The organism is Micromonospora sp. WMMD734, from assembly GCF_049178975.1.
GTDB lineage: Bacteria > Actinomycetota > Actinomycetes > Mycobacteriales > Micromonosporaceae > Micromonospora > Micromonospora wenchangensis.
Map to the genome: position 1 here is coordinate 5136467 of NZ_JBMHMK010000001.1, position 21869 is coordinate 5158335.

A 21869-nucleotide genomic window follows, 5' to 3' on the forward strand; every position below is an offset into this window, starting at 1 on the left:
CTGTCAGGTCCGGGGAATCCACACGGGTTCCTGACATCGCGCCCCGATCGTGGGCAGCATGTCGCACACGTTCCGCACCACGGCCCGTCGCTTCGCCGCACCGGCGCTGGTGGTCGGTTGCCTGCTCGTCGGTTGTTCCGCCGCCCCGACCGACGACCGGGCCGACCGCCCACCGGTGGCCTCGGTGCAGAGCCCCACCGCCCGCGCCGCCGGTCCCGCCGACGTCGAGGACCGGCGTCCGCTGATCCCCCTCGACGCCACCAACGACGAGATCGAGGCCCTGCGCGCGGCCTGGGGGCGGTGTGTGGCGAAGGAGGGCGGCCCCGGCTACGAGGACGGCCGGATGGTGATCTGGAAGGAGAGCCAGAACGACCCGAAGGCGAAGCGGGTACGGGCGGCGTGCCGGTCGACGGAGCCGGAGTTCTTCGAGGAGCGTCAGAAGCGTACGGACAACGCGGCGTTCCGCGACAACCAGCGCGAGTGGTACCAGTGCGCCAAGAAGGCCGGTTACCGGTTGACCGCGCCCGACGAGGACGGCGAGTTCGGCATCACCGAGGTCGGCCCGAACGGTGACTTCCAGTCGCCCAAGATGACGGCCTGCCGGCGGGAGGCGTTCAGCAGGTGACCCGCCCGGCCGGTCGCCGGCCACGCGGCGCGACCGGGCCGCCGCGAGGGTGAGTACGGCCGGCGACCACGGGTAATCCGCGCCCATGGCGCGCTACACGAAACCCGAGCTGCGCGAGCAGCTCAAGGAGGAGATCCGGGCCGGCGACCGGGGCGGACGACCGGGGCAGTGGTCGGCCCGCAAGTCGCAACTGCTGACCCGCGAGTACCAGCAGCGCGGCGGCGGCTACCAGGGGCCGAGGGACGAGCGGCAGCAGTCCCTGCGCCGCTGGGGCGACCAGAAGTGGCGGACCAGGCAGGGCACCACCCGGGCCCGGCACGACGGTGAGACCGACAGGTACCTGCCCGACAGGGCGTGGAAGCAGCTCTCCCCGCAGCAGCAACGGGCCACCGACGCGCGCAAGCGCCGGGCGTCGACCTCCGGCCGGCAGTACGTGGCCAACACCGGCCCGGCCAGACGCGCCCGCCGCAACGTCACCTCGGGCGGCTCGCTGACCGAGCTGACCGTCGCCGAGGCGACGAAGCACGTCCGCGATCTCGACACCGCACAGCTCCGGGCCGCCCTGCGGGCCGAACGCCGGGGCAGGGACCGCAAGACGCTGATCCGTCGGCTGGAGTCCGCGCTGAACCGCCGCTGACCGGACCGTCCGGCCGCGGCGGTCGGGCCACGGCCCGGACGACGACTGGGCGGGGCCGCCGCCGCGCCGCTCGTCGTGAGGCGGCCGGCATCGGGAGTGCATATGCTCCACAGATGGAGGACAGCGAGCAGATCGTGCTGGCCGAGATGCTGCAGTCGGCCGAGGACGCCGCGCCGGTCGAGGCGGTCGAGGCGGTCACCGGGGCGATCGCCACGGCGTTGAACGCGCTCGGTGTCTCCCTACTGATCGCCGATCTCAGCGGCCGGGCCCTGGTCCGGCTGACCCACCAGCCGGGCAGCGTCGGCCCCGGACGCCTGCAGGGCGAGGAACGCGCCGAGGTGCTGCCCTTCGACGGCGGCCCCTACGAGCAGGCGGTCCGCCACCAGGTCCCCCGGATGCTGGCCGGCGACGGGCGGTGGACGCTGCTCGCCCCGGTCACCGAGCGTGGTGAGGCCATCGGCCTGCTGGAGATCGACCTGCCCGACGAGCCGGACGCCGAGGTGATCGAGCGGGTCGCCCGTACGGCGCACGCGTTGGCGTTCGTGGTGATCGCCAACCGGCGGCACACCGACCTGTTCGAGTGGGGGCAGCGCAGCACCCCGTTCACCCTCTCCGCCGAGATCCAGCGTCGGCTGCTGCCCGCCTCGTTCACCTGCGAGGCCGGGGCGTTCGCCCTGTCCGGCTGGTTGGAGCCGGCAGCCAGCGTGGGCGGGGACACCTTCGACTACAGCGTGGCCCGGGACGCGCTGCACCTCAGCGTCACCGACGCGATGGGCCACGGGGTCGCCAGCGCGTTGACCGCCACCCTGGGGGTGGGCAGCCTGCGCAACACCCGTCGCCGGGGGTTGGCCCTCACCGAGCAGGCCGAGGAGGCCAACCGCGCCATCGCGACACACGCCAACGTCCGCGGCGCGTACGTGACGGCGGTGCTGGGGCGCATCGAGCTGGCCACCGGGCGCTGCGAACTGCTCAACGCCGGGCACGTCCCGCCGATGCTGGTCCGCGACGGCCGGACCACGATGCTGGAGCTGCCCGGCAACTTTCCGCTGGGCATGTTCCCCGAGGCGGGCTTCCGCAGCGGGGAGGTCGTCCTGCGGCCCGGCGACCGGCTGGTCGTGGTCACCGACGGGATGCGCGAACGCAACGCCGCCGATCTCGACCTGCCCGCCGCCCTGCACGACATCGCGTCGTTGCACCCCCGCGAGGCGGTCCGGGCGCTGTCGGACGCGGCGCTGGCCACCGCCGGCCCCGAGTTGGCCGACGACGCCACGCTGATGATCATCGACTGGTACGGCGACCACGGGCCGCGCCGCAGCACCGCCGGTGCGGACACCGACCGGGCCAGCGCCCCGTCCCGGTGAAGGACGTTCACGCCGCCCGGGCCGCCGCCTCGGCGTCGTGCACCGTGTCGAAGATGTCGATGACCTGGTCGACCGAGGTGATCGACAACACCGTGCGGACCGACCGGCGTACCCCGGCCAGCCCCAGCCAGCCGCCGCGTTCCCGCAGCTCACGATAGGCGACAACCAGCGCGCCGAGGCCGCTGGAGTCCATGAACCCGACGCCGGCCAGGTCGACCACCACCACCCGGGCGCCGCCCTCGACCACTTCGCGTAACCGTTCCCGCAGCTGGGGGGTGGTGCTCATATCGAGGTCACCAGCGACTTCGACCACCGTGCCGGCCCCCTCCCGGCGGGTCGACAGCGTGAATTCCACCTGAACCCCCTTCGTCAAGGCGTACCGGACATCCGGTGACGCCATGCGTCGTACCCACGGTGCCAGATTCCGAACGGGGGCGCTCGGGGACGTCCGCCGGTGTCGGAGGGATGCGGGCGCGTTTCGACGAGTGGCGCAGGGAGCGCGGCGGCTGCTCCTACGACTGTCGTGAGCTGCGTGACCGCCCGGGAGCAATTGCGTACGGCTTGGCGCGCAAACATGTACATAACTCACATGGGCATCTTGACCAGCACTTGATCGTCGGTACGGTCCTTACTCACGCGGCGCGTTTTCCCCCGATGTGGACGTCGCGGCTGGTCTTCGATCGGAAGGCGACACATGACAACTCCCCCAACCACCAGGGCACGCCGGGGTCGACGGGCCCTCGGCCTGATAGCCGCGGGGCTGCTGCTGGCCGGCGTGCTCCCCGGCACCGCGTCGGCGGCGGAGCCCGATCCGCGCGTCGGCCTCGGCGGCGGCTGGCTCGACGCGCAGTCCGCGATCAGCAACCTGGAACACGTCGCGCACCGCGACAAGCCCGCCGGGTTCGTCGACCCGACGAACCCGGGCAACGGCGGGTACTACAACTCGGATCTCGCCTTCGGCGGCCGGTACGCCTTCCAGGGCAACTACAACGGGTTCACCATCACCGACGTCGCCGACCCGGCCGAGCCGACGCTGGTCACCAGCGTGGTGTGCCCCGGCGGGCAGGGCGACCTCTCCGTGCACGGCAACCTGCTGTTCATGTCGGTCGAGGAGAGCCGGGGCCGGGTCGACTGCGGCACCAACCCCAACGTCGGCACCCGGTTCCAGGGGGTGCGGGTCTTCGACATCAGCGACGTCCGCAGCCCGGTACAGGTCGCGGCCGTCCAACTCTGCCGTGGCTCGCACACGCACTCCGTGGTGACCGACCCCCGCGACGCCGACAACATCTACGTGTACGTCTCCGGCACCACCTCGGTACGGCCGGCGACCACGATGGAGGGTTGCAACAACAACGCGGCTGACGGGGAGAACCCGTCGCGGTGGCGGATCGACGTCATCAAGGTGCCGCTGGCCGCGCCGCAGGACGCCGCCGTGGTGAACCAGCCGAGGCTGTTCCAGGACCCGGTCACCGGCCGGGTCGACGGCCTCCAGAACGGCCCGGTCACGCCCCGGCACCCGTCCGGGTCGACCTGGTCGCCGACGCCGAACACCAACGCCTGCCACGACATCACCGCGTACCCGGAGATCGGGCTGGCGGCCGGCGCGTGCCAGGGCAACGGCATCCTGATCGACATCTCGGACCCGGCGAACCCGAAGCGGATCGACGAGGTGGCCGACCCGAACTTCGCGTACTGGCACTCGGCGACGTTCAACAACGACGGCACCAAGGTGATCTTCACCGACGAGTGGGGCGGTGGCAGCGGCGCACGTTGCCGGGACACCGACCTGCCGCAGTGGGGCGCCAACGCCATCTTCGACATCGTCGACCGGAAGATGACCTTCGCCAGCTACTACAAGCTGCCGGTGCCGCAGTCGTTGCAGGAGAACTGCGTCGCGCACAACGGCTCGCTGATCCCGGTGCCCGGCCGCGACGTCATGATGCAGGCCTGGTACCAGGGTGGCATCTCGGTGTTCGACTTCACCGACTCGAAGAACCCGCACGAGATCGCGTACTTCGACCGGGGCCCGGTCAACCCGAACGCGCTCGTGCTGGGTGGTTTCTGGTCGGCGTACTGGTACAACGGCAACCTGTACGGCAACGAGATCGCCCGGGGCTTCGACGTGTTCGCACTGAAGCCCAGCGCCCACCTGTCGGCGGCCGAGATCGAGGCCGCCACCCAGGTCAAGCTCGCCGGGTTCAACGCACAGGGGCAACCGAAGATCAGTTGGACGCCGAGCTTCGCGCTCGTCCGCGCCTACCACGACCAGGGGGTACGGGCCGGCGCGATCGACGAGGCGTTGAGCGCGGAGGTCGACACGGCCCTGGGCCGGGCCAGCGGGTTCGCCGCCGAGGGCAGGCGGTTCGCCGCCGAGGCGCAACTGCGGACGCTCGCCGACCGGCTGGACGGCGCAGCGTACGGGACGCTCCGCCAGGCCGTGGTGGACCTCGCGGACACCTTCAACCCCCGGGTCTCCGCCACGGTGGGCCCGGCCGAGCCGACCGGTAACAACGGCTGGTACACCGATGCCGTCACGCTCACCCTGGCCGGCCTGATCCCCGGCATGTGGACCGGCCAGTACTCCGTCGACGACGGCGTGACCTGGGTGGACGTTCCTGCCAGCGGCGTCGCGACGATCAGTGCCGAGGTCAAGGGGTCGGTGCGGTACCGGGCGGTCGACGCGGCCGGCAACACCTCCCGGCAGGGCAGCCAGTGGCTCAAGATCGACCGGACCGCCCCCGAGGTGCAGGTGTCCGGGCTGACCGAGGGCACCGCGTACGGCGACTCCGGCACGGTGACGGTGGACTGGACGGTCACCGACACCGGCTCCGGGCCCGGCATCAACCCGGACAGCGCGCTGCTGGACGGCAAGCGGGTCGCCCGGGGGGCGACGGTCACCCTGTCCGGCCTCCCGCTGGGCAGCCACACCCTGACGGTGACCGCGAAGGACAAGGCGGGTAACACCACCGACCGGTCCGTCACGTTCACCACCACGACGTCCATCGCCGACCTGCAGGCCCTCGTCAACGGTTACCGGTCGGCCGGCACCGTCAGCGCGGGCAACGCCGACAAGCTGACCACCAGCCTCGGCAAGGCCGGCGCGGCGGCCTCCGCAGGCCAGCCGGCGGAGGCGGTCGGGCACCTGACCACCTTCCTCGACCAGGCCCGCGCACTCAACGCCATCGGGGCGCGCAACCTGCTGGTCCGCGACGCCCAGGCGCTGATCGACCAGTTCGACAGGTGACCCGCCCGGCCCGACCGGGCCGACGGACCGCCTGAACCCGGGGCCTGCCCAGTGATGCTGGGCAGGCCCCGGCCGTTCCCCGGCCGCTCCGGCACCAGCCTGCGGGCCTGGACCAGCGACCGGGCCTGCACCGGCGACCGGACGCGGTCGGCGACCCGGTCAGCCGAGCTTGGCCAGCATCTGCTGCATGCGCTGGATCTCGATGCCCTGGTCGGCGTTGACCTCCCGGGCGAACTGGTCGCTCGCCGGTTCCAGGCCACCACCGGCGGCGTACAGCTGCTCCACCATGGTCAGTGCGCCCTGGTGGTGGCGGATCATCGCGGTGAGGAAGAGCCTGTCGAACTCCGTCCCGCGTGCCTGCTTGAGCTGCTCGAACTGGGCGGCGGTGAGCATCCCCGGCATGAGCGCGTCGTGCGCCGCCCCGTCGTGCGGGCCGGCGGCCGGCACGTTGCGCTCGGCGAGCCAGGTGCGCATCCGGGCGATCTCGTCGCCCTGCGACACCTCGATCCGCTTGGCCAGCAGCGTCACGTCCGGGCTGGTGGTGCGCCCGGCCAGCAGCGCGGTCATCGCCAGGGCCTGGGTGTGGTGCGGGATCATGCCCTGCACGAACCGACTGTCGGCGGCGGTGAACCCGGGCGGTGAGACCTGCGCCAGGTCGGTGCCGGACAGTTGCCGGCCCGGTTGGCCGGGTGCGCCGGGCTGCACCACCCGCGACGTCGGCGGTTGGTACGCCGGATCGTCCCGGCCGGCCCAGACGGCGACGCCCACCGCCGTGCCGAGGACGGCCGTGGCGACCACACCGGAAACGACCACGCGACGGGGCAGCGGCACGGTTCACCTACCAGTCCTGGCTTGAGCTGCGCGGATTCCATGGGCATAGTGCCTCACCCCCGACCCCGCCCACCAGCCCACGAGCCGGTGGATCCGACCCGCACACCTCGACTTTTGTTCAAACATCGAAAAGTTTCCCCAATTCGATTCAAAGTGCTAGTGTCTGCGATCAATCTTCGGTGTGACGCGTGCCATACCGAACCGCCATCGGGAGAAAGTGGCGCGGTCCCCCGGCCGGGCCCACCACCACTGGAGGCACCATGACCACCCCGCACCGGCGGCGACACAGATCCGCGCTCGTGGCCGCCGGCACCGCCCTGGCGACCGTCCTCGCCACCGGGTCCGTCACCCCGGCCACCGCCGCGCCCGTCGCCGACCTCCCGCCGCAGGAACCCGGCGTCACCCTGCGCACGTACGACATGGGCACCCCGCTGTCGGCGCTGTGCACCCTCAAGCCCGCCCAGACGCCGAACGTCGACAAGCTGATGCCGCAGGTCAACTGGAGTAGCACCGACGACTTCGGACTCGCCGACCGGTTCGTCAGCCACGTCACCGGCAACCTGGCCGCCCCCGTCGACGGCAGCTACGCCTTCCGCCTCACCAGCGACGACGGCTCCCGGCTGAGCATCGGCGACACCGTCGTCGTCGACCACGACGGGCTGCACGGGGAAACCGCCAAGGAGGGGACGGCCACCCTCACCGCCGGCCGGCACCCGCTGCGCATCGAGCACTTCGACGACGGCGGCGGCCAGGTGCTCCGGCTGGAGTGGCGTCCACCGGGCAGCGCCGACTTCACCCTCGTCCCGACCTCCGCGCTGAGCACCGACGCCGGGGTGGTCCGGGTCACCGCGCCCGGCTGGAAATACTGCGAGGGGGCCACCGACTCGGCTGGCGACGGCCTGCCGCTCGACCGGGTGCACCCCGGCTACACCCTCACCGACCTGCGCCCCGACGGGTTCCGGCCGCAGGTCACCGGGATGGCGTTCCGGCCCGACGGCGCGCTGGTGCTGAGCACCTGGGGCGGCACCGACAACGCCACCGGCGAGATCTGGGTGGCCACGGGCGTCACCGGCGCGACCGGCCCCGACCAGGTGACGTACCGCCGGTTCGCCGACGGGCTACGCGAGCCGCAGGGCGTCGCCGTGGTCGACGGCACCGTCTACGTCAGCCAGAAGCACGAACTGACCGCGCTGCGCGACACCGACGACGACGGCGTCGCCGACGACCGGCGTACGGTCGCCACCTGGCCGTGGGGCGGCAACTTCCACGAGTTCGCGTTCGGCCTGCTCTACCGGGACGGGTTCTTCCACCTCAACCTGTCGGTCGCGATCAACCAGGGCGGCGCCACCACCGTGCCGCAGCCCGCACCGAATCGGGGCACCTCGATCAGGGTCAACGCCCGGACCGGCAAGATCACGTACGTGGCCGGCGGGCTGCGTACCCCGAACGGGATCGGCTGGGGGCCGCGCGGCGAGGTTTTCGTCACCGACAACCAGGGTGGCTGGCTGCCCGCGTCCAAGCTGGTCCAGATCCAGCAGGGGGCGTTTTTCAACCACTACACCAGCCCCGACGGGCCGTACGACGACAAACCGGTGACCCGGCCGATCGCCTGGCTCCCGCAGAACGAGATCGGCAACTCCCCGTCCAGCCCGGTGCTGTTGACCCAGGGCCCGTACGCCGGGCAGGTCGTCGTCGGCGACGTCACCTACGGCGGCCTGCAGCGGGTGTACCTCGACGAGGTCGAGGGGCAGTACCAGGGGGCGGTGTTCCGGCACACGCAGGGCCTGGAGGCCGGCGTCAACGAGGTCACCCTCGGCCCCGACGGCGCGCTCTACGTGGGCGGCGTGGGTGCCGGCGGCAACTGGGGCCAGGAGGGCAAACTCAGCTACGGCCTCCAGAAGCTCACTCCCAACGGCACCTCGACCTTCGAGGTCAAGCAGATGCGGGCCACCGCCAACGGGTTCGACCTGGAGTACACCGAGAAGCTGTCGCCGGAGACCGCGCAACGGCTCGCCGAGGCGTACCAGGTGACGCAGTGGCGCTACGGGGCGACCAGCCAGTACGGCGGTCCCAAGCTCGACCTGGAGAAACTCACCGTGACCAGGGCGGTGCTGGCGGCCAACGGGCGGACCGTCCGGCTGCGCATCCCCGGTCTCAAGGAGAACCGGGTGGTGCACGTCCGCTCGCCGCGCCCGTTCTCCGCCGTCGACGGTGAGCAGCTGTGGAACACCGAAGCCTGGTACACGCTCAACGAGATCCCCGGCCGGGTGGCTCAGCCGCAGACGTTCTTCGAGGCCGAGGAGGGCCGCACCGTCGGCGTCGGGATGGCCACCGACCACGCCGCCTACTCCGGTGCCGGGTTCGCCGCCGGCTTCGCCGACGACGGCGCGTCCACCCGGATCTCCGTCGACGTGGCCGAGGCCGGCACCCACGACCTGGCGATGCGCTACAGCAACGGCCCGAACCCGTTCTCCGGCCCCAAGCAACTCAGCCTGTACGTCAACGGCAAACGGATCGGACAGACGGTCTTCCCGTCCACCGTCACCTGGGAGGAGTGGGGCACCGTCACCACCAAGGCGCACCTGCGCCGGGGCCGCAACATCGTCGAGTACCGCAAGGAGAGCGCCGACTCCGGCCACGTCAACCTCGACGTGCTCGCCGTCCGGCCACGCGGGGAACGGATCACCCTGTTCGACGGCGGTGACCTCACCGAGTGGCAGCACACCGACGGGCGCGAACCGGAGTGGACGCTCGACGGCAACACCATGACCGTACGCGGCGGCGACCTGCGTACCGTGCAGGCCTTCGGCGACTTCCGGCTGCACGTCGAGTTCAACCTGCCGCTCTACCCACCGGAGGTGACCGGCCAGCAGCGCGCCAACAGCGGCGTCTACCTCCAGGACCGCTACGAGATCCAGGTGCTCGACTCGTTCGGCATCGACCCGCCGCAGAACAACGACGCCGCCGCCATCTACACCCAGAAGGCGCCCGACGTGAACGCGGCCCGCCCGCCGCAGACCTGGCAGACGTACGTCATCGAGTACCGCCAGGCCCGCTACGACGCGGCCGGCGTCAAGGTGGCGAACCCCCGGGTCACCGTGGTGTGGAACGGCGTCACCGTGCACGACGACGTGGAGATCCTCGGCCCGACCGGCGGCAGCCGGCCCGAGGGCCCGGCGGCCGGCGCCATCCGGCTCCAGGATCACGGCAACCCGGTCCAGTACCGCAACATCTGGATCAAACCGCTGGACGGGTGACCGCACCGCCGGCCGGGATGCGGCCGGGGCCGCCACGGCGGTCCCGGCCGCTCCGCGTTCTGGGTCGGCCGGCCGTCGCCGTTGCGCGGACCGCCCGCCGCTGACGGGAGGCCCGCAGCAGCGGTACCGTCCTGATCGGACAGTGGGACGGTCGAGGGGGGCGAGCCATGACCTCGGCGTGGCCACCCGCCCCCGTCGGTATCGATGCCGACCGCTGGGTGACCCGGTCGGGCTGCCACACCGTGCTCGTCGTGACCCACACCCTCGCGAGCTGCCACCGGTTGCTCGACGTCATCGGGTACGTCGAGAGCGACCCCCGGGTGCAGGTGGTCTTCACCATCGCCCCGGACGTCTTCAACCACCGGGTGGAACAACTCCTCGACGGGCTCGGCGCACTCGTCCTGCCCTGGCAGCAGGGCGAACACCAGGAACTCGTGGTGGTCGCCTCCACCTGGGGCCCGGAGGGTAGCTTCGGACGTTGGCCCGACCTGCTACCGCAGGTGATGGCACAGCTCCCGGCCGAGCGCTACCGGGTCGCCGCGCTGCTACACCCGGCAATCTGGGCCGCTCACGGGCACCGCCAGATCCGCGCCTGGCTCCGGAACTGCCTCGACGCCGGGCTGCTGCTGCCCGAGCCGACCGAGGACTGGCGGGCCCCGGTGGTCGCCGCCGACCACGTCATCGGTGACCACGGCTCCGTCACCGCCTACGCCGCGGCCGTCGGACGTCCGACCCTGGTGCTCCCCGCCCCGGAACCGGCACCCGCCCCCGGTACGCCGCAACACCTGCTCGCCCTGCACGCGCCCCGGCTGGACCTGCACCGGCCCCTGCTGCCCCAGCTCGCTCTCACCGGCCGGATCGACCCGGCAGCGGTGCTGGGCGCGTTGACCGCCCGCCCGGGCGACGCCGCGGAGCTGCTGCGGCGCACCATGTACCGCCTGCTCCAGCTCACCGAGCCCGACCGGCCCGCACGGACCGACCCGGTCCCGGTGCCCCGCCCCGATCACCGGGACACCGACCCGAACGGATGACCCGTCGTCCCGGCACCGCCGGCTGCCCCATGCGGGTCGCTCAGCGACCAGGCGTCGGGCCCCCGGGCAGGTCGGGCAGGTGGGTACGCGGTGGACGCCACTCCAGCAGCAGCGCCGTAGCGTCGTCGTCGAGCTGCCCCTCCTGGTACGCGACCACCGCGCGCACCAGCCGGCGCATCGTCTCCGGGGTGGCCAACCGGTCGTTGAGTGCCCGGTTGACGAAGTCGACGAGCCGCGTCAACCCGAACCGTTCCCCGTCGACGCCGCGCGCGTCGGTGATGCCGTCGGTGTAGGCGAGGATGCGGTCCCCGGGGTGCAGCTCCTCCTCGTACACCCCGGGGCGCTGGGTCGCCAGGTGGCCCAGGCCGAGCGGGAGCGCGGTCGGGCCCGGCAGTTCCCGGATCGCCTTGCCGTCGCGCAGCAGCAGGGCGCCCGGGTGGCCGGCGTTGATCATCCGGAGCCGGCCGGTGCTCGGCTCCAGCTCGACGAGGAGCGCGGTGGCGAACAGGTGCGGGTGCTCGGAGCGTATCCATTTGTCGATGCTGAGGGCCGTGTCGACCAGGTCGAGGCCGCAGCGGCGGGCGTTGCGGTAGGCGCTGACCGCGAGTGAGGCCAGGGTGCTCGCCTTGATGCCGTGCCCGCAGGTGTCGAAGAGCCCGACGCTGAGCACGTCGCCGTTGAGCGCGTAGTCGAAGACGTCGCCGCCGACGTCGTAGCACGGTTCGAGGATGGTGGTGAGCACCATGTCGTCGGTGGCGAAGGTCAGCGGCGGCAGCAGCCCCCAGAGGATCTCGGCGGCGACCTGCATGGGCAGCCGCCGTCGCAGCCGTTCGACCACGTCACCGTACGGCCGGCGGTTCACCACCAGCTGACCGACGCAGGTCGCCAACTCCCGGGCGGGCCCGTCCAGGGCGCGGTCACCGGCGACCGGCGAGACGATCTCCAGGACGCCCATCCGCTCGCACCCGACCAGCAGCGGCACCCAGATCCGGTCCGGATTGTCGGCTGCCCGTTGCACGTCGAGACCGGTGAACGCCCTGCCCGCGAGGGTCGTCTCGATCGACAGGCTCTCCCGGCCCGGCCCGACGCCGAGCAGTGGCACCAGGCTCGCCTGCTGGTAGTCCGCCAGGTAGATCACGATCTCGGTGGCGTCCACGGCCGGCGCGACCCGGTTCACCAGTAGCGGCAGGTCGTCCGGCCCGCCCCGGGGTGCGGCGAGCTGGAGCCAACGCACCGCGTCACCCGCGTCGAACAACCTGAGCCTCCCCCACGTCTCCCCCACCGTAGGAGGCCGACGGCAAACAGCCAACACCCGACTCGGCGAGCGTGGCGGGCAGGGAGAATGATGGTGGCGGACATCTCCGTCCGCGCGAACGAAGGAGGCAGCGGCGTGGTCGTCGCGGGACTCGTCCTGGCCGGCATCGCCGGCCTCATCCACGCCTACATCTTCTACCTGGAGTCGGTGGTCTGGACCAGCGCCCGCGCCCGCGCGGTCTTCGGCACCAGCCGGGAGGAGGCGGAGGTGACCCGGCAGCTCGCCTTCAACCAGGGCTTCTACAACCTGTTCCTGGCCGTCGCGATCGTCGTCGGCATCGTCGCGTACGCCGTGGGCGCACACGCCGTCGGCGCGACGCTGGTCTTCGTCGGCGCCGGGTCGATGGTCGCCGCCGGTCTGGTGCTCCTGGTCTCGTCACCGTCGAAGGCGAGCGCCGCGCTCAAGCAGCTCGTTCCTCCGCTTCTCGCCGTCGTCGCCCTGGCGATCGGCCTCAGCCTCGGCTGAGCTGGCGGGCCACGACCCGGCGCGGACGCCAGGTCGGACCGTGCCGGTCAGGGGCGGTAGCGGTAGCCCATGCCGGGTTCGGTGATGAGGTGCCGGGGGCGGGCGGGGTCGTCTTCGAGCTTGCGTCGCAGCTGGGCCAGGTACTGCCGCAGGTAGTTGGTCTCCTGCTGGTATTCCGGGCCCCACACGTCGTGTAGGAGCTGACGCTGGCTGATCAGTTTGCCGGGGTGGCGCAGCAGTCGTTCGAGCACGGCCCACTGGGTGGGGGTCAGCCGGGTGTCGGTGCCGTCGTCGCTGGTGACGGTGTGGGTGGCGAGGTTGACGGTGTGTCGTCCCACCCGCGCCGTGGCGGTGGCGTCGGCAGGTGCGGCGGTGAGGCGGCGGGTGACGGCGCGGATGCGGGCGAGCAGTTCGTCGACCCCGAACGGTTTGGTGACGTAGTCGTCGGCGCCGGCGTCGAGGGCGGCGACTTTGTCGGCGCTGCCGGCTCGCCCGGACAGCACGATGATCGGCACGGTGGTCCAGCCGCGTAGGCCCCGGATGACGTCCACACCGTCGAGGTCGGGCAGGCCGAGGTCGAGCACCACCAGGTCCGGGGGGTGGCCGGCGGCGGCCTTCAGCGCGGCCGTGCCGGTGTCGGCGACCTCGACGTCGTAGCCGCGGGCGCGCAGGTTGATCCGCAGCGCGCGCAGGATCTGTGGTTCGTCGTCGACGACCAGGATGCGGGTCACCGGTCCGGCCTCTCGTCGGCGGCGGGTAGCCGCAGCACCATGGTCAGCCCTCCGCCGGGGGTGGTCTCCGGGGTGATGCTGCCACCCATCGCCTCGACCAGCCCCCGGGACAGGGCCAGCCCGAGCCCCACCCCGGTCCGGTTGTCCCGGTCGCCGAGCCGCTGGAACGGCAGGAAGACGTGCTCCCACCGGTCCTCGGGGATACCCGGCCCGGTGTCGATGACCCGCAGCTCCACCTGCCCGGCGTGGGCGCTGGCGGTGATCGTGGGCGGCCGGCCGGCCGGGCTGTGCCGCAACGCGTTCGCCACGACGTTGACCAGCACCCGTTCCAGCAGGCCCGGGTCGGCGTCGACCGCCGGCAGGTCGGCCGGGATGTCGGTGCGCACCCCGGCGGCGGCCGGCCCCAGCTCGTCCAGGGCCAGCGGTACGGCATCCTCCAACCCGACCGCGGTACGGGCGACGCCCAACACGCCGGCCTGCAACCGGCTCATGTCCAGCAGGTTCGCCACCAGCCGACCCAGCCGGTCCAACGACTCGTCGGCGGTGGCCAACAACTCGGCCCGGTCCTCCGGGTCGAACTCGACGTCAGGGCTGCGCAGACTGCTCACCGCCGCCTTCGCCGACGCCAACGGCGTACGCAGGTCATGGCTGACGGCGGCGAGCAACGCGGTGCGCAACCGGTCGGCCTCGGCGAGCGGCCGGGCGGTGGCGGCCTCCTCGGCGAGCCGTTCCTGGCGCAGCGCGACAGCGGCCTGCGCGGCGAACGCCTCCACGATGCGCCGATCCGCGGCTTCCAACCGACGACCGGAGAGCACCACGGTCAACCGCTCGTCGACCGGCACCGTGGTCTCCCCCGCGCCGGGGCTGCCGGCCGGGTCCACCCCGACGCTGGCGACCCGACGCCACACGCCCTCCTCGTGGGCCCGGCCGGGCCGCCCCTGCGCCTCGGGGGCGAGTTCGAGCACGCTGACCGCGCGCAGCCCGAAGGTCTCCCGCAACCGGTCCAACAGCGCCGGCAACGGCCGCTCGCCGCGCAGCACGCTGCCGGCGACCACCGCCAGGGTCTGCGCATCGGCGGCGGCACGGGCCGCCTCCCGGGTACGCCGGGCCGCCACATCCACCACCCCACTCACCGCGACCGCCACCGCCACGAAGACACCCAACGCGAGCAGATTGTCCGCCTCGGCGATGGTCAACGTGCGGTACGGCGGGGTGAAGAACCAGTTCAACAACAGCGACCCACCGAGCGCAGCGACCAGCGCCGGCCACAGCCCACCGACCAGCGCCACCCCGACCACCCCGGCCAGGAAGATCAGAATGTCGTTGGTCAGGGTGAGGTCCGGCAACACCGACAGCAGCAGGGTGAGCAGCGGCAGGCCCAGCCCGGCGAGCGCGAAGCCGAGCAGCCGACGCCGCCGGGACAGCGCCGCCGGCACCCCCGGCCCGCGCCGACCCCGACCGGCCTCCGGATGGGTGACCAGGTGTACGTCGATCGCCCCGGAGCGGGCCGTGGTCGTCACGCCGACGCCTCGGGCGAACAGCTGGGCGAACCGGCCGCGCCGGCTCGCCCCGAGCACCAGTTGGGTGGCGTTGACCCCCCGGGCGAAGTCGAGCAGCGCCCGCGGCACGTCCGCGCCGAGCACCTGGTGGTAACTGCCGCCGAGGCTCTCCACCAGGACCCGCTGCCGGGCGAGCTGGGCCGGGTCCGCCCCGGCCAGTCCGTCGTCGCGGGCCACGTGCACGGCGAGCAGGTCGGCACCCTTGCTCCGGGCGGCGATCCGGGCGGCCCGACGGATCAGCGTCTCCCCCTCGGGGCCGCCGGTGAGGGCGACGACGACCCGTTCCCGGGCCTCCCAGGTGTCGGAGATACCCTGCTGGGCCCGGTACCGGTCGAGCTGGTCGTCGACCTTGTCGGCCAGCCAGAGCAGGGCCAGCTCGCGCAGCGCGGTGAGGTTGCCGACCCGGAAGTAGTTACCCAGCGCCGCGTCGATCTTGTCGGGGCCGTAAATGTTGCCGTGCGCCATTCGCCGGCGCAGCGCCTCCGGGGTCATGTCGACCAGTTCGACCTGCTCGGCGGCGCGGACCACGGCGTCCGGGACGGTCTCCCGCTGGGTGGTGCCGGTGATCTGCGTGACGACGTCGTTGAGCGACTCCAGGTGCTGCACGTTGACCGTCGACAGTACCGAGATGCCCGCGTCAAGCAGTTCCTGGACGTCCTGCCAGCGTTTCTGGTGCCGGGAGCCGGGCACGTTGGTGTGGGCCAACTCGTCGACCACCACCACCTCGGGCCGGCGTTCAAGGACGGCGTCCAGGTCCAGCTCGGTGAAATCGACGCCCCGGTAGCGCAGCGGGCGGCGGGGCAGCACCTCCAGGTCGCCGATCATCGCGGCGGTCTGCGCCCGGCCGTGCGTCTCCACCAGGCCGACCACCACGTCGGTGCCCCGTTCGGCCCGCCGCCTGGCCTCCTCCAGCATCGCGTACGTCTTGCCGACGCCGGGGGCGGCGCCCAGGTAGATGCGCAGTTCACCTCGTGACACGCGTCCATCCTCCCGCTGTGCGTGCCGCCCCGGGCGCGACCGCCTGATGGAGGTGTCGGCGTCGGGGTCAGCGGGTGGGCAGGCTGCGGTCCAGGACCAGGTTGAGTTCCAGCACGTTCACCGTGGGGACTGCGTCAGCGACGGATGGCCCGCCGGATCGACTCGGGCACCCGGCGCGCCACCGCCCGCCGCAGCCGGAAACGCAGGCTGCCCAGGTACGGCACGGAGACCGGCCGGGCCCCGTCGGTCGCGCAACGGAACGCCACCGGGAGCCTGGCGTCCTCGGTCCAACCGCAGCAGGTGACCCGGGCCTTGAGGTCCCAGGTGCCCCTGCTCCGGCCGCCGTTGAGCGCACCGACGTCGAGGCGGGCGGTGCCCCGCTGGACCAGCCGCAGCATGCCGTCGGCCGCCGGGACCAGCTCGACGGTGCCGGTGACCGGTACGAAGAACTCCTCCCGGGTGTCCCGCCGCCTGGCGATCACGTCGAGCTTGGACTGCTTGATCCGGGCGGTGGCGTCCCGCAGGTCGGCCGGGAGGTCGTCCACCGGCACCACCAGCAGCCGCTGCTCGCCGTCGGCGGTGAGGGTGAGCGGCTGGTCGCCGAAGAACAGCTCGGCGGTGAGCCTGACGGTCAGGGTGGTGGCGTCCCGCTCGACCCGCTGCACGGTGGGCGCGGCCCGTACGGCCGCCTCCCACCCGGCGAGCCGGCGCAGGTCCGGGGTGCGCCCCTGCTCGATGAGCCTGGTGATGATCCGTTGCAGCGGCGGCAGGCCGGCGGCGACGCCCGGGGCGAACCGGTCCCGGATCGTCCGCTGCGCCTCGCCGACCAACTGGTCCACCCAGTCGGCGGGCGCGTCGAGCAGTCGTCGGCCGCGCAACCGGGACACCATCTCGTTGCGCAGCCACCGCCGGTGCAGCCGGTCGCGCAGCGGGCCGGGCTCGGTGTGCTCGTCGACGATGTCGAGCGCCTCGCGCAGGTTGACGAAGTAGCCGGCCGGCTCCAGCGCGGTGGCCGTGACGTTGCCGGCGTCGACCCGCCGCTGGTGGTGGTAGCAGACGTAGTCGGCCAGCACGCAGGTGCGCCGGGACAGGAAATACGCCCGGGTGACGAAGACGTGGTCCTCCAGCCGACGCTTGCCCTCGGGGAACCGCAGGCCGTGCTCGACGAGGAAGGAGCGTCGGAACAGCTTGTGCGCGGTGAGGCTGTCGATCAGGGGAGCGTTCTCCAGGGTGGCGTCGAACCGGTTGCGCCGGAACAGCTCACGCGGCACCGACCGGCGGTGTCCGGCCATCTTGCCGATCACCAGGTCCGCGTCGTGCGCGGTCGCGCAGGCGTACAGGCGTTCGAGGGCCTCCTCGCCGAACCAGTCGTCGTCGTCGGCGAAGAAGACGTACTCGCCCCGGGCGTGCTCGACACCGAGGTTGCGGGGCCGCGACGGCCAGCCGGAGTTGTCGATGTGCAGCACCCGGAAGTGCGGGTGGGCGGCGGCCAGTTCGTCGAGCCGGGCACCGGTCGAGTCGGTCGAGCCGTCGTCGACGAACATCGCCTCGAACTCGCTGGCCGGCAGTGACTGCCGCAGCAGCGAGGTGACGAGCTTCTCGATGTGCGGTCCGGAGTTGTACGCCGGGACCACGACGGTCACCTTGGGGGTATTCGTACTGGCGGTCATGGCTCTTCCTGAGGCGGTCCGCGAGCCGGCGCGGGGATGCGCCCAACCGTGCGGACGGGCACCCGTTAGCGGGGCGTTCCGTCGCCGACATGGCCCGTTCAGTTTGCGGACTTTACGCGACCGCACGGGCTCACGCAGGCCCCGAATCGGATGGTTTCTGCGATTGCCGGCGTGCCGGCGGACCCCCACCCGTCCCGGCCTGGCACACCACCCTGGACAGTGGCCCGAAGCACACCCGACCGGACTGCGCGGGGCGGGGAACGGGCCGGCGCGCGGGGCCGGTACGACGGGTGGCATGCGACGAATCCCCGACAGCCGGGATGGCATGGTGGGCCGCTACGTAGGGTAAACCGGGATCATGGCACAGCTTCTCACCTCGCCGCCCCCGCCGCAGGCCACCGAATTGCGCCGGTGGGAACTGGCCGATCCCGCCGACCTGCGCGCCCTGCGTGCCTCCCTGCACGAGGCCCTCACCGGTGAGCAGCTCCTCGACGGTCAGCGGATGGAAGAGATTCCCGAGTTGATCGTCCTGGTTGCCACCGAACTCGCCACGAATGCCCTCAAACATGGCATTCCACCGACCATTGTCCGGTTGCTGACGGTCGACGACTCGCTCATCCTCGACGTGGCCGACCACGACCTCAGCACCATCCCCGAGTTGGCCGACACCCGCCCGATGGGGGCCGGGGGCCGGGGCCTCCAGATCGCCATGGCCGTCTCGCTCAAGGTCGGCTGGTACGCCACCGACCGCACCAAGAACATCTGGGCGTCCTTCCCCCGCCGGTGACCGGGCAGCGCGACGGGCGACGCGCGACTGGTCACCTCAACGGGACCGACAATCCGCCTTCACTCCGGCCGGGCAGCGCATCGTCGCCCATCTCGGGTAGGTCAACGCCCGCCCGCAGGCCGGGGTCAGTCGTCGGAGGGGATCGGGTCGTCGTACTCGCCGGCCGGGCCGGTGAGCAGGGCACCGCCCACCATCGGCCAGGCGTTCGGCCGGCAGCCGTGCAGGCCCAGGGTCTGCTGCTGCATCACCGGGGCCGGCCCGCCCGCGGCCGGACACCGTTCGTGCCCCCGGCCCAGCCGGTGCCCCACCTCGTGGTTGAGCACGTACGCCCGGTAGGTGCCGAGGTCGCCCCGGAAGTCGGGCACGCCCCGGGCCCAACGCGCCACGTTGACCACCACCCGGTCGCCGTTGCGGCAGGAGGTGTACCGGTCGGAGGTGTCCCCGCACAACTCGCCCCGGGTGACCGGGGTGGTCAGCATCACGGTGAAGTCGGCCGGGGTGTCGCCGCCGACCCGTTGCAGCCGCCACCTGCCGTCGGCGGTCCAGCCCCGGCGGTCGGCGAGCACCACCGCCACCTCCCGACCGAACCGTTCCGGGTCGACGTCGTCGATGCCGCCCTCCACCGCCACCCGGTAGCGCAGGAGCTGCCCGCCGCGCCCGGCCACCGCCCCCTGCGCGGTCGCCGTCCGCCAGGTGCCGGTCCCCCGTTGCGGATAGCGCAGCGCCGGAGCGGGCGCGGCGGCGGAAGGCACGGCGGAGGAGAGCGGGGCGGGAGCCTGCGCCCCGGGGGGCACCGGCGGCACCGCCGCGTTGGCCGGCCGCAGCGGTTCCCGCCGTACGTCGCCGACGAGGGCACCCAGGTCGATGCCCTGCCGCTGGGCCACCACCGCGCCACCGGCGACCAGTCCCGCCACCACCAGCACCACCGTCAGGACGCCGGCCGGGGTCACGCCCCGCCGTCGCCCCCGGTGCCGGCCACGGTCGACGGACTCGCTCACCGTCAGGGTGCTCACCGTTCGCCTCCCGTCCACCCGGATCCACTCCGGGCAGGAGTACGGACCCGGGAGGCGAACGGATGAGTGCCGGGGAGGGGCAATCCGGGTGCGGGTACCGTTGCCGGGCAGACACTCCCGACGATCCGGACACCGTCCGGCCGTCGTCCCCGAGGAAGGACCCCCGTGCCGGACGCCGACGCCCTGATCACCGCCGCGGTCACGGCGGTGCGCGGCACCGACGTACGCGACGCGGAGCGGAAGCTGGACCGGCTGGTGGTCGGCAGCGCCCCGGCGCGGCCCGGCGACGACGGCGGCCGGGGTGCCGACGACGGGGCCGCCGGGCCGACGGCGGTGGACGCCGCCCTGCTGCGCCGGCTCGTCGCCGCGGTGCACCGGCTGTGGCCACGGGGCTGGCAGCCGGTCGACGTGGCCCGGATCGTGACCCGCCGGCTCGGCGCGCGCCCCGGGCGGCTGGTCGTCGACGCGCTCGCCGCCGACCGGGCGGCCGAGCCCGGCCCGGTGCCGCAGTGGTGGGACGACCAGTTGGCCGACCTGGACGCCCGGGTCCGCTGGGACGGCGACGCGGGCTGGCTGGGCGGGTGGGCGGTCCGTGAGGGCACGGACCGGATCGCCGCCCTGCGGGACGCCGTCGAGGTGCTGGCGCTGCTGGCCGGGCTGCCGCCGATCGCGGTGCTGCGCCCACCGCCCGGCGGCCACGGTGCCGTGACGGTGACCGGGCCGCGCGGTCCGTCCGGCTCCCGCGTCCTGGACCGGGTACGGGCGCTGCTGGCCAAGGCCGAGTCCACCACCTTCCCCGCCGAGGCGGAGGCGTTCACCGGGAAGGCGCAGGAACTGATCGCCCGGCACAGCCTGGAACGGGCGCTGGTCGAGTCGGCCGCGATCCACCCGGACCATCCCGGCGGGGTGCGGATCGGCACCGACGCCCCCTACGCGGGCGCGAAGGCGCTGCTGGTGCAGGAGGTGGCGACGGCGAACCGGTGCGAGTCGGTCTGGTCCGACGACCTCGGTTTCGCCACCGTGCTCGGCTTCCCGGCCGATCTGGAGGCGGTCGAACTGCTGCACACCTCGCTGCTGGTGCAGGCCACCGCCGCGATGCTGCGCGGCCGGCGGGAACGACGCGGCGGCGGCCGGCGGACCAAGGCGTACGACGAGGCTTTCCTGTACGCCTTCGCGCTGCGCATCGGTGAGCGGCTGCGGGCGGCGACCGAATCGGCGGACCGGCAGGCGGCGCAGGACACCGGGGCGGACCGGCTGCTGCCGGTGCTCGCGGCCCGCTCAGGCGCGGTGCGGGAGCGGATGGACACCCTCTTCCCCGGGGTCACCCGGGCCCGGCTGACCGTGCGGGACGCCGAGGGCTGGCAGTCCGGCACCTCCGCCGCCGACCGGGCCTCGCTCGCCGGTAGCGCGCCGCCGTCCTGCCCGCTGACCGGTCGACGCTGAGCTGTCGCCTGAGCCGTAGCGCCGGCTCAGACGTGGCAGTCGCGGGTGAGCCGGGGCGGGATGTCGACGAAGTCGGTGCCCATCCAGCTCGCCGGGCTCTTGGCCGACGCCCCGGCGTCGATCTTCGTGGCGGTCTCCTCCACCAGCTTCCTGATCCGATCGTCCCGGGCCTTGCGGGCCTGCGCGCGGACGTCGTCGGCGAGCCGGCTCAGCCGCCCCTTGAGCTTGCCGTTGAGCTGCTCCGGGGTGAGTTCCTCGCGGGTGGCGTCGGCCGAGTCGGCGGTGATCTGCCGGCTGCCGTCGATGATCAGCTGGTCGACCGCGCGGCAGACCTGGGCGGTGTTCGCGGCGGTGCCGGCGGGCGGTCCGGTGCTCTCCGGGGCGGTGGTGGTCGCCGTCTGGGGTGTGGGTTCCCCGGTGGTGGCGGTGGCCGACGGGCCGGGTGCGGCGTCGGTGCCGGTGCCGCCGTCCGAGCAGCCGGCGGCGATGACGGCGAGGACGGCGAGGGTGAGTGCGGTGGTGGAGCGGCGATGCATCGACTTTCCCCGTTCGGTGTGACGGCCGTACCGCGACACGATGCCGCACGACCCGGCGGGAAATCGAATCGGCGGACCCGGACACGCGTCACGCCGGCCCGACGGGGTCGGTCCGGCGTGACGGTGGTGCGGTTCAGCTCTTGAAGGCGTCCTTGACCTTCTCGGCGGCCTGCTTGAGGCTGGACTTGGCCTGGTCGTTGCGGCCCTCGGCCTCAAGGCGCTCGTTGTCGGTCGCCCGGCCGACGCCTTCCTTGATCTTGCCGGCGGTGTTCTCGGTCGTGTTGCCGATCTTGTCGTCGAACCCCATGAGAGCCTCCCGAATAAAGCATTTCTTCCAACGACACCCAGATACCCCCACCCCTCGTCCCCAAAACGCACCGCCACCG

The 21869-nt window shown here is 72.7% G+C and carries 18 protein-coding genes; 9 read left to right on the top strand and 9 right to left on the bottom strand.

Features of this window, described 5'->3' with window-relative positions; all coding sequences use genetic code 11:
- The first annotated feature begins 58 nt into the window (after positions 1 to 58).
- The 3 genes from ACN267_RS21970 (at position 59) to ACN267_RS21980 (ending at position 2623) form a co-directional block, all read left to right on the top strand.
- The gene (locus tag ACN267_RS21970; RefSeq protein WP_204958866.1) at positions 59 to 625 is read left to right on the top strand and encodes a hypothetical protein; all 567 of its coding nucleotides are present in this window, start codon (positions 59 to 61) and stop codon (positions 623 to 625) included.
- Positions 626 to 710: 85 nt separating this feature from the next.
- Positions 711 to 1262, top strand: a complete 552-nt coding sequence (locus tag ACN267_RS21975) for a hypothetical protein (protein ID WP_281900894.1) — start codon at positions 711 to 713, stop codon at positions 1260 to 1262.
- A gap of 113 nt (positions 1263 to 1375) precedes the next feature.
- The gene (locus ACN267_RS21980) at positions 1376 to 2623 is read left to right on the top strand and encodes a PP2C family protein-serine/threonine phosphatase (protein ID WP_421489554.1); all 1248 of its coding nucleotides are present in this window, start codon (positions 1376 to 1378) and stop codon (positions 2621 to 2623) included.
- A gap of 7 nt (positions 2624 to 2630) precedes the next feature.
- Here the strand turns inward: ACN267_RS21980 and ACN267_RS21985 are convergent, their stop codons facing one another.
- The gene (locus ACN267_RS21985) at positions 2631 to 2978 is read right to left on the bottom strand and encodes an STAS domain-containing protein (protein ID WP_204958863.1); all 348 of its coding nucleotides are present in this window, start codon (positions 2976 to 2978) and stop codon (positions 2631 to 2633) included.
- 339 nt (positions 2979 to 3317) lie between these two features.
- On the opposite strand from ACN267_RS21985, the gene ACN267_RS21990 reads away from it, so the two are divergent.
- Positions 3318 to 5867, top strand: a complete 2550-nt coding sequence (locus tag ACN267_RS21990) for an FIMAH domain-containing protein (RefSeq protein WP_421489555.1) — start codon at positions 3318 to 3320, stop codon at positions 5865 to 5867.
- Positions 5868 to 6026: 159 nt separating this feature from the next.
- Here the strand turns inward: ACN267_RS21990 and ACN267_RS21995 are convergent, their stop codons facing one another.
- Positions 6027 to 6698, bottom strand: a complete 672-nt coding sequence (locus ACN267_RS21995) for a DUF305 domain-containing protein (protein WP_421489556.1) — start codon at positions 6696 to 6698, stop codon at positions 6027 to 6029.
- Between the two features lie 260 nt (positions 6699 to 6958).
- Here ACN267_RS21995 and ACN267_RS22000 point away from each other — a divergent pair, with 260 nt between their 5' ends.
- A complete protein-coding gene (locus ACN267_RS22000) occupies positions 6959 to 9955 on the top strand; it encodes a family 16 glycoside hydrolase (RefSeq protein ID WP_421489557.1) in 2997 nt (998 codons plus the stop codon).
- A gap of 251 nt (positions 9956 to 10206) precedes the next feature.
- Positions 10207 to 10986, top strand: a complete 780-nt coding sequence (locus ACN267_RS22005; RefSeq protein WP_421489558.1) for a hypothetical protein — start codon at positions 10207 to 10209, stop codon at positions 10984 to 10986.
- A gap of 40 nt (positions 10987 to 11026) precedes the next feature.
- On the opposite strand, the gene ACN267_RS22010 is transcribed toward ACN267_RS22005, so the two are convergent.
- On the bottom strand, positions 11027 to 12241 hold the full coding sequence (locus tag ACN267_RS22010; RefSeq protein WP_281900909.1) for a PP2C family protein-serine/threonine phosphatase: 1215 nt from the start codon (positions 12239 to 12241) through the stop codon (positions 11027 to 11029).
- Positions 12242 to 12334: 93 nt separating this feature from the next.
- On the opposite strand from ACN267_RS22010, the gene ACN267_RS22015 reads away from it, so the two are divergent.
- A complete protein-coding gene (locus ACN267_RS22015; protein ID WP_281900911.1) occupies positions 12335 to 12766 on the top strand; it encodes a DUF1304 domain-containing protein in 432 nt (143 codons plus the stop codon).
- A gap of 47 nt (positions 12767 to 12813) precedes the next feature.
- Here the strand turns inward: ACN267_RS22015 and ACN267_RS22020 are convergent, their stop codons facing one another.
- The 3 genes from ACN267_RS22020 to ACN267_RS22030 all read right to left on the bottom strand — a co-directional run bounded on the left by ACN267_RS22020 (position 12814) and on the right by ACN267_RS22030 (position 17704).
- Entirely contained in the window at positions 12814 to 13497 is a 684-nt protein-coding gene (locus ACN267_RS22020) for a response regulator (protein ID WP_204958859.1), read from the bottom strand.
- Entirely contained in the window at positions 13494 to 16034 is a 2541-nt protein-coding gene (locus ACN267_RS22025; protein WP_421489559.1) for a DUF4118 domain-containing protein, read from the bottom strand. The genes ACN267_RS22020 and ACN267_RS22025 overlap by 4 nt, the downstream gene beginning before the upstream one ends.
- Before the next feature lie 134 nt (positions 16035 to 16168).
- The gene (locus ACN267_RS22030) at positions 16169 to 17704 is read right to left on the bottom strand and encodes a glycosyltransferase family A protein (protein WP_281900917.1); all 1536 of its coding nucleotides are present in this window, start codon (positions 17702 to 17704) and stop codon (positions 16169 to 16171) included.
- A gap of 358 nt (positions 17705 to 18062) precedes the next feature.
- Here ACN267_RS22030 and ACN267_RS22035 point away from each other — a divergent pair, with 358 nt between their 5' ends.
- Entirely contained in the window at positions 18063 to 18491 is a 429-nt protein-coding gene (locus tag ACN267_RS22035) for an ATP-binding protein (RefSeq protein WP_204958856.1), read from the top strand.
- A 125-nt stretch (positions 18492 to 18616) separates the two neighbouring features.
- Here ACN267_RS22035 and ACN267_RS22040 read toward each other — a convergent pair whose 3' ends face one another.
- A complete protein-coding gene (locus ACN267_RS22040) occupies positions 18617 to 19504 on the bottom strand; it encodes a DUF3152 domain-containing protein (RefSeq protein WP_281900919.1) in 888 nt (295 codons plus the stop codon).
- 165 nt (positions 19505 to 19669) lie between these two features.
- Here ACN267_RS22040 and ACN267_RS22045 point away from each other — a divergent pair, with 165 nt between their 5' ends.
- Complete coding sequence (locus ACN267_RS22045) at positions 19670 to 20947, top strand: DUF2786 domain-containing protein (RefSeq protein ID WP_421489560.1); 1278 nt, start codon at positions 19670 to 19672, stop codon at positions 20945 to 20947.
- 26 nt (positions 20948 to 20973) lie between these two features.
- Here the strand turns inward: ACN267_RS22045 and ACN267_RS22050 are convergent, their stop codons facing one another.
- Together ACN267_RS22050 and ACN267_RS22055 are read right to left on the bottom strand one after the other, a co-directional pair.
- The gene (locus ACN267_RS22050) at positions 20974 to 21483 is read right to left on the bottom strand and encodes a hypothetical protein (protein ID WP_421489561.1); all 510 of its coding nucleotides are present in this window, start codon (positions 21481 to 21483) and stop codon (positions 20974 to 20976) included.
- A gap of 133 nt (positions 21484 to 21616) precedes the next feature.
- The gene (locus tag ACN267_RS22055; protein ID WP_088643694.1) at positions 21617 to 21790 is read right to left on the bottom strand and encodes a CsbD family protein; all 174 of its coding nucleotides are present in this window, start codon (positions 21788 to 21790) and stop codon (positions 21617 to 21619) included.
- Between the last annotated feature and the right edge of the window lie 79 nt (positions 21791 to 21869).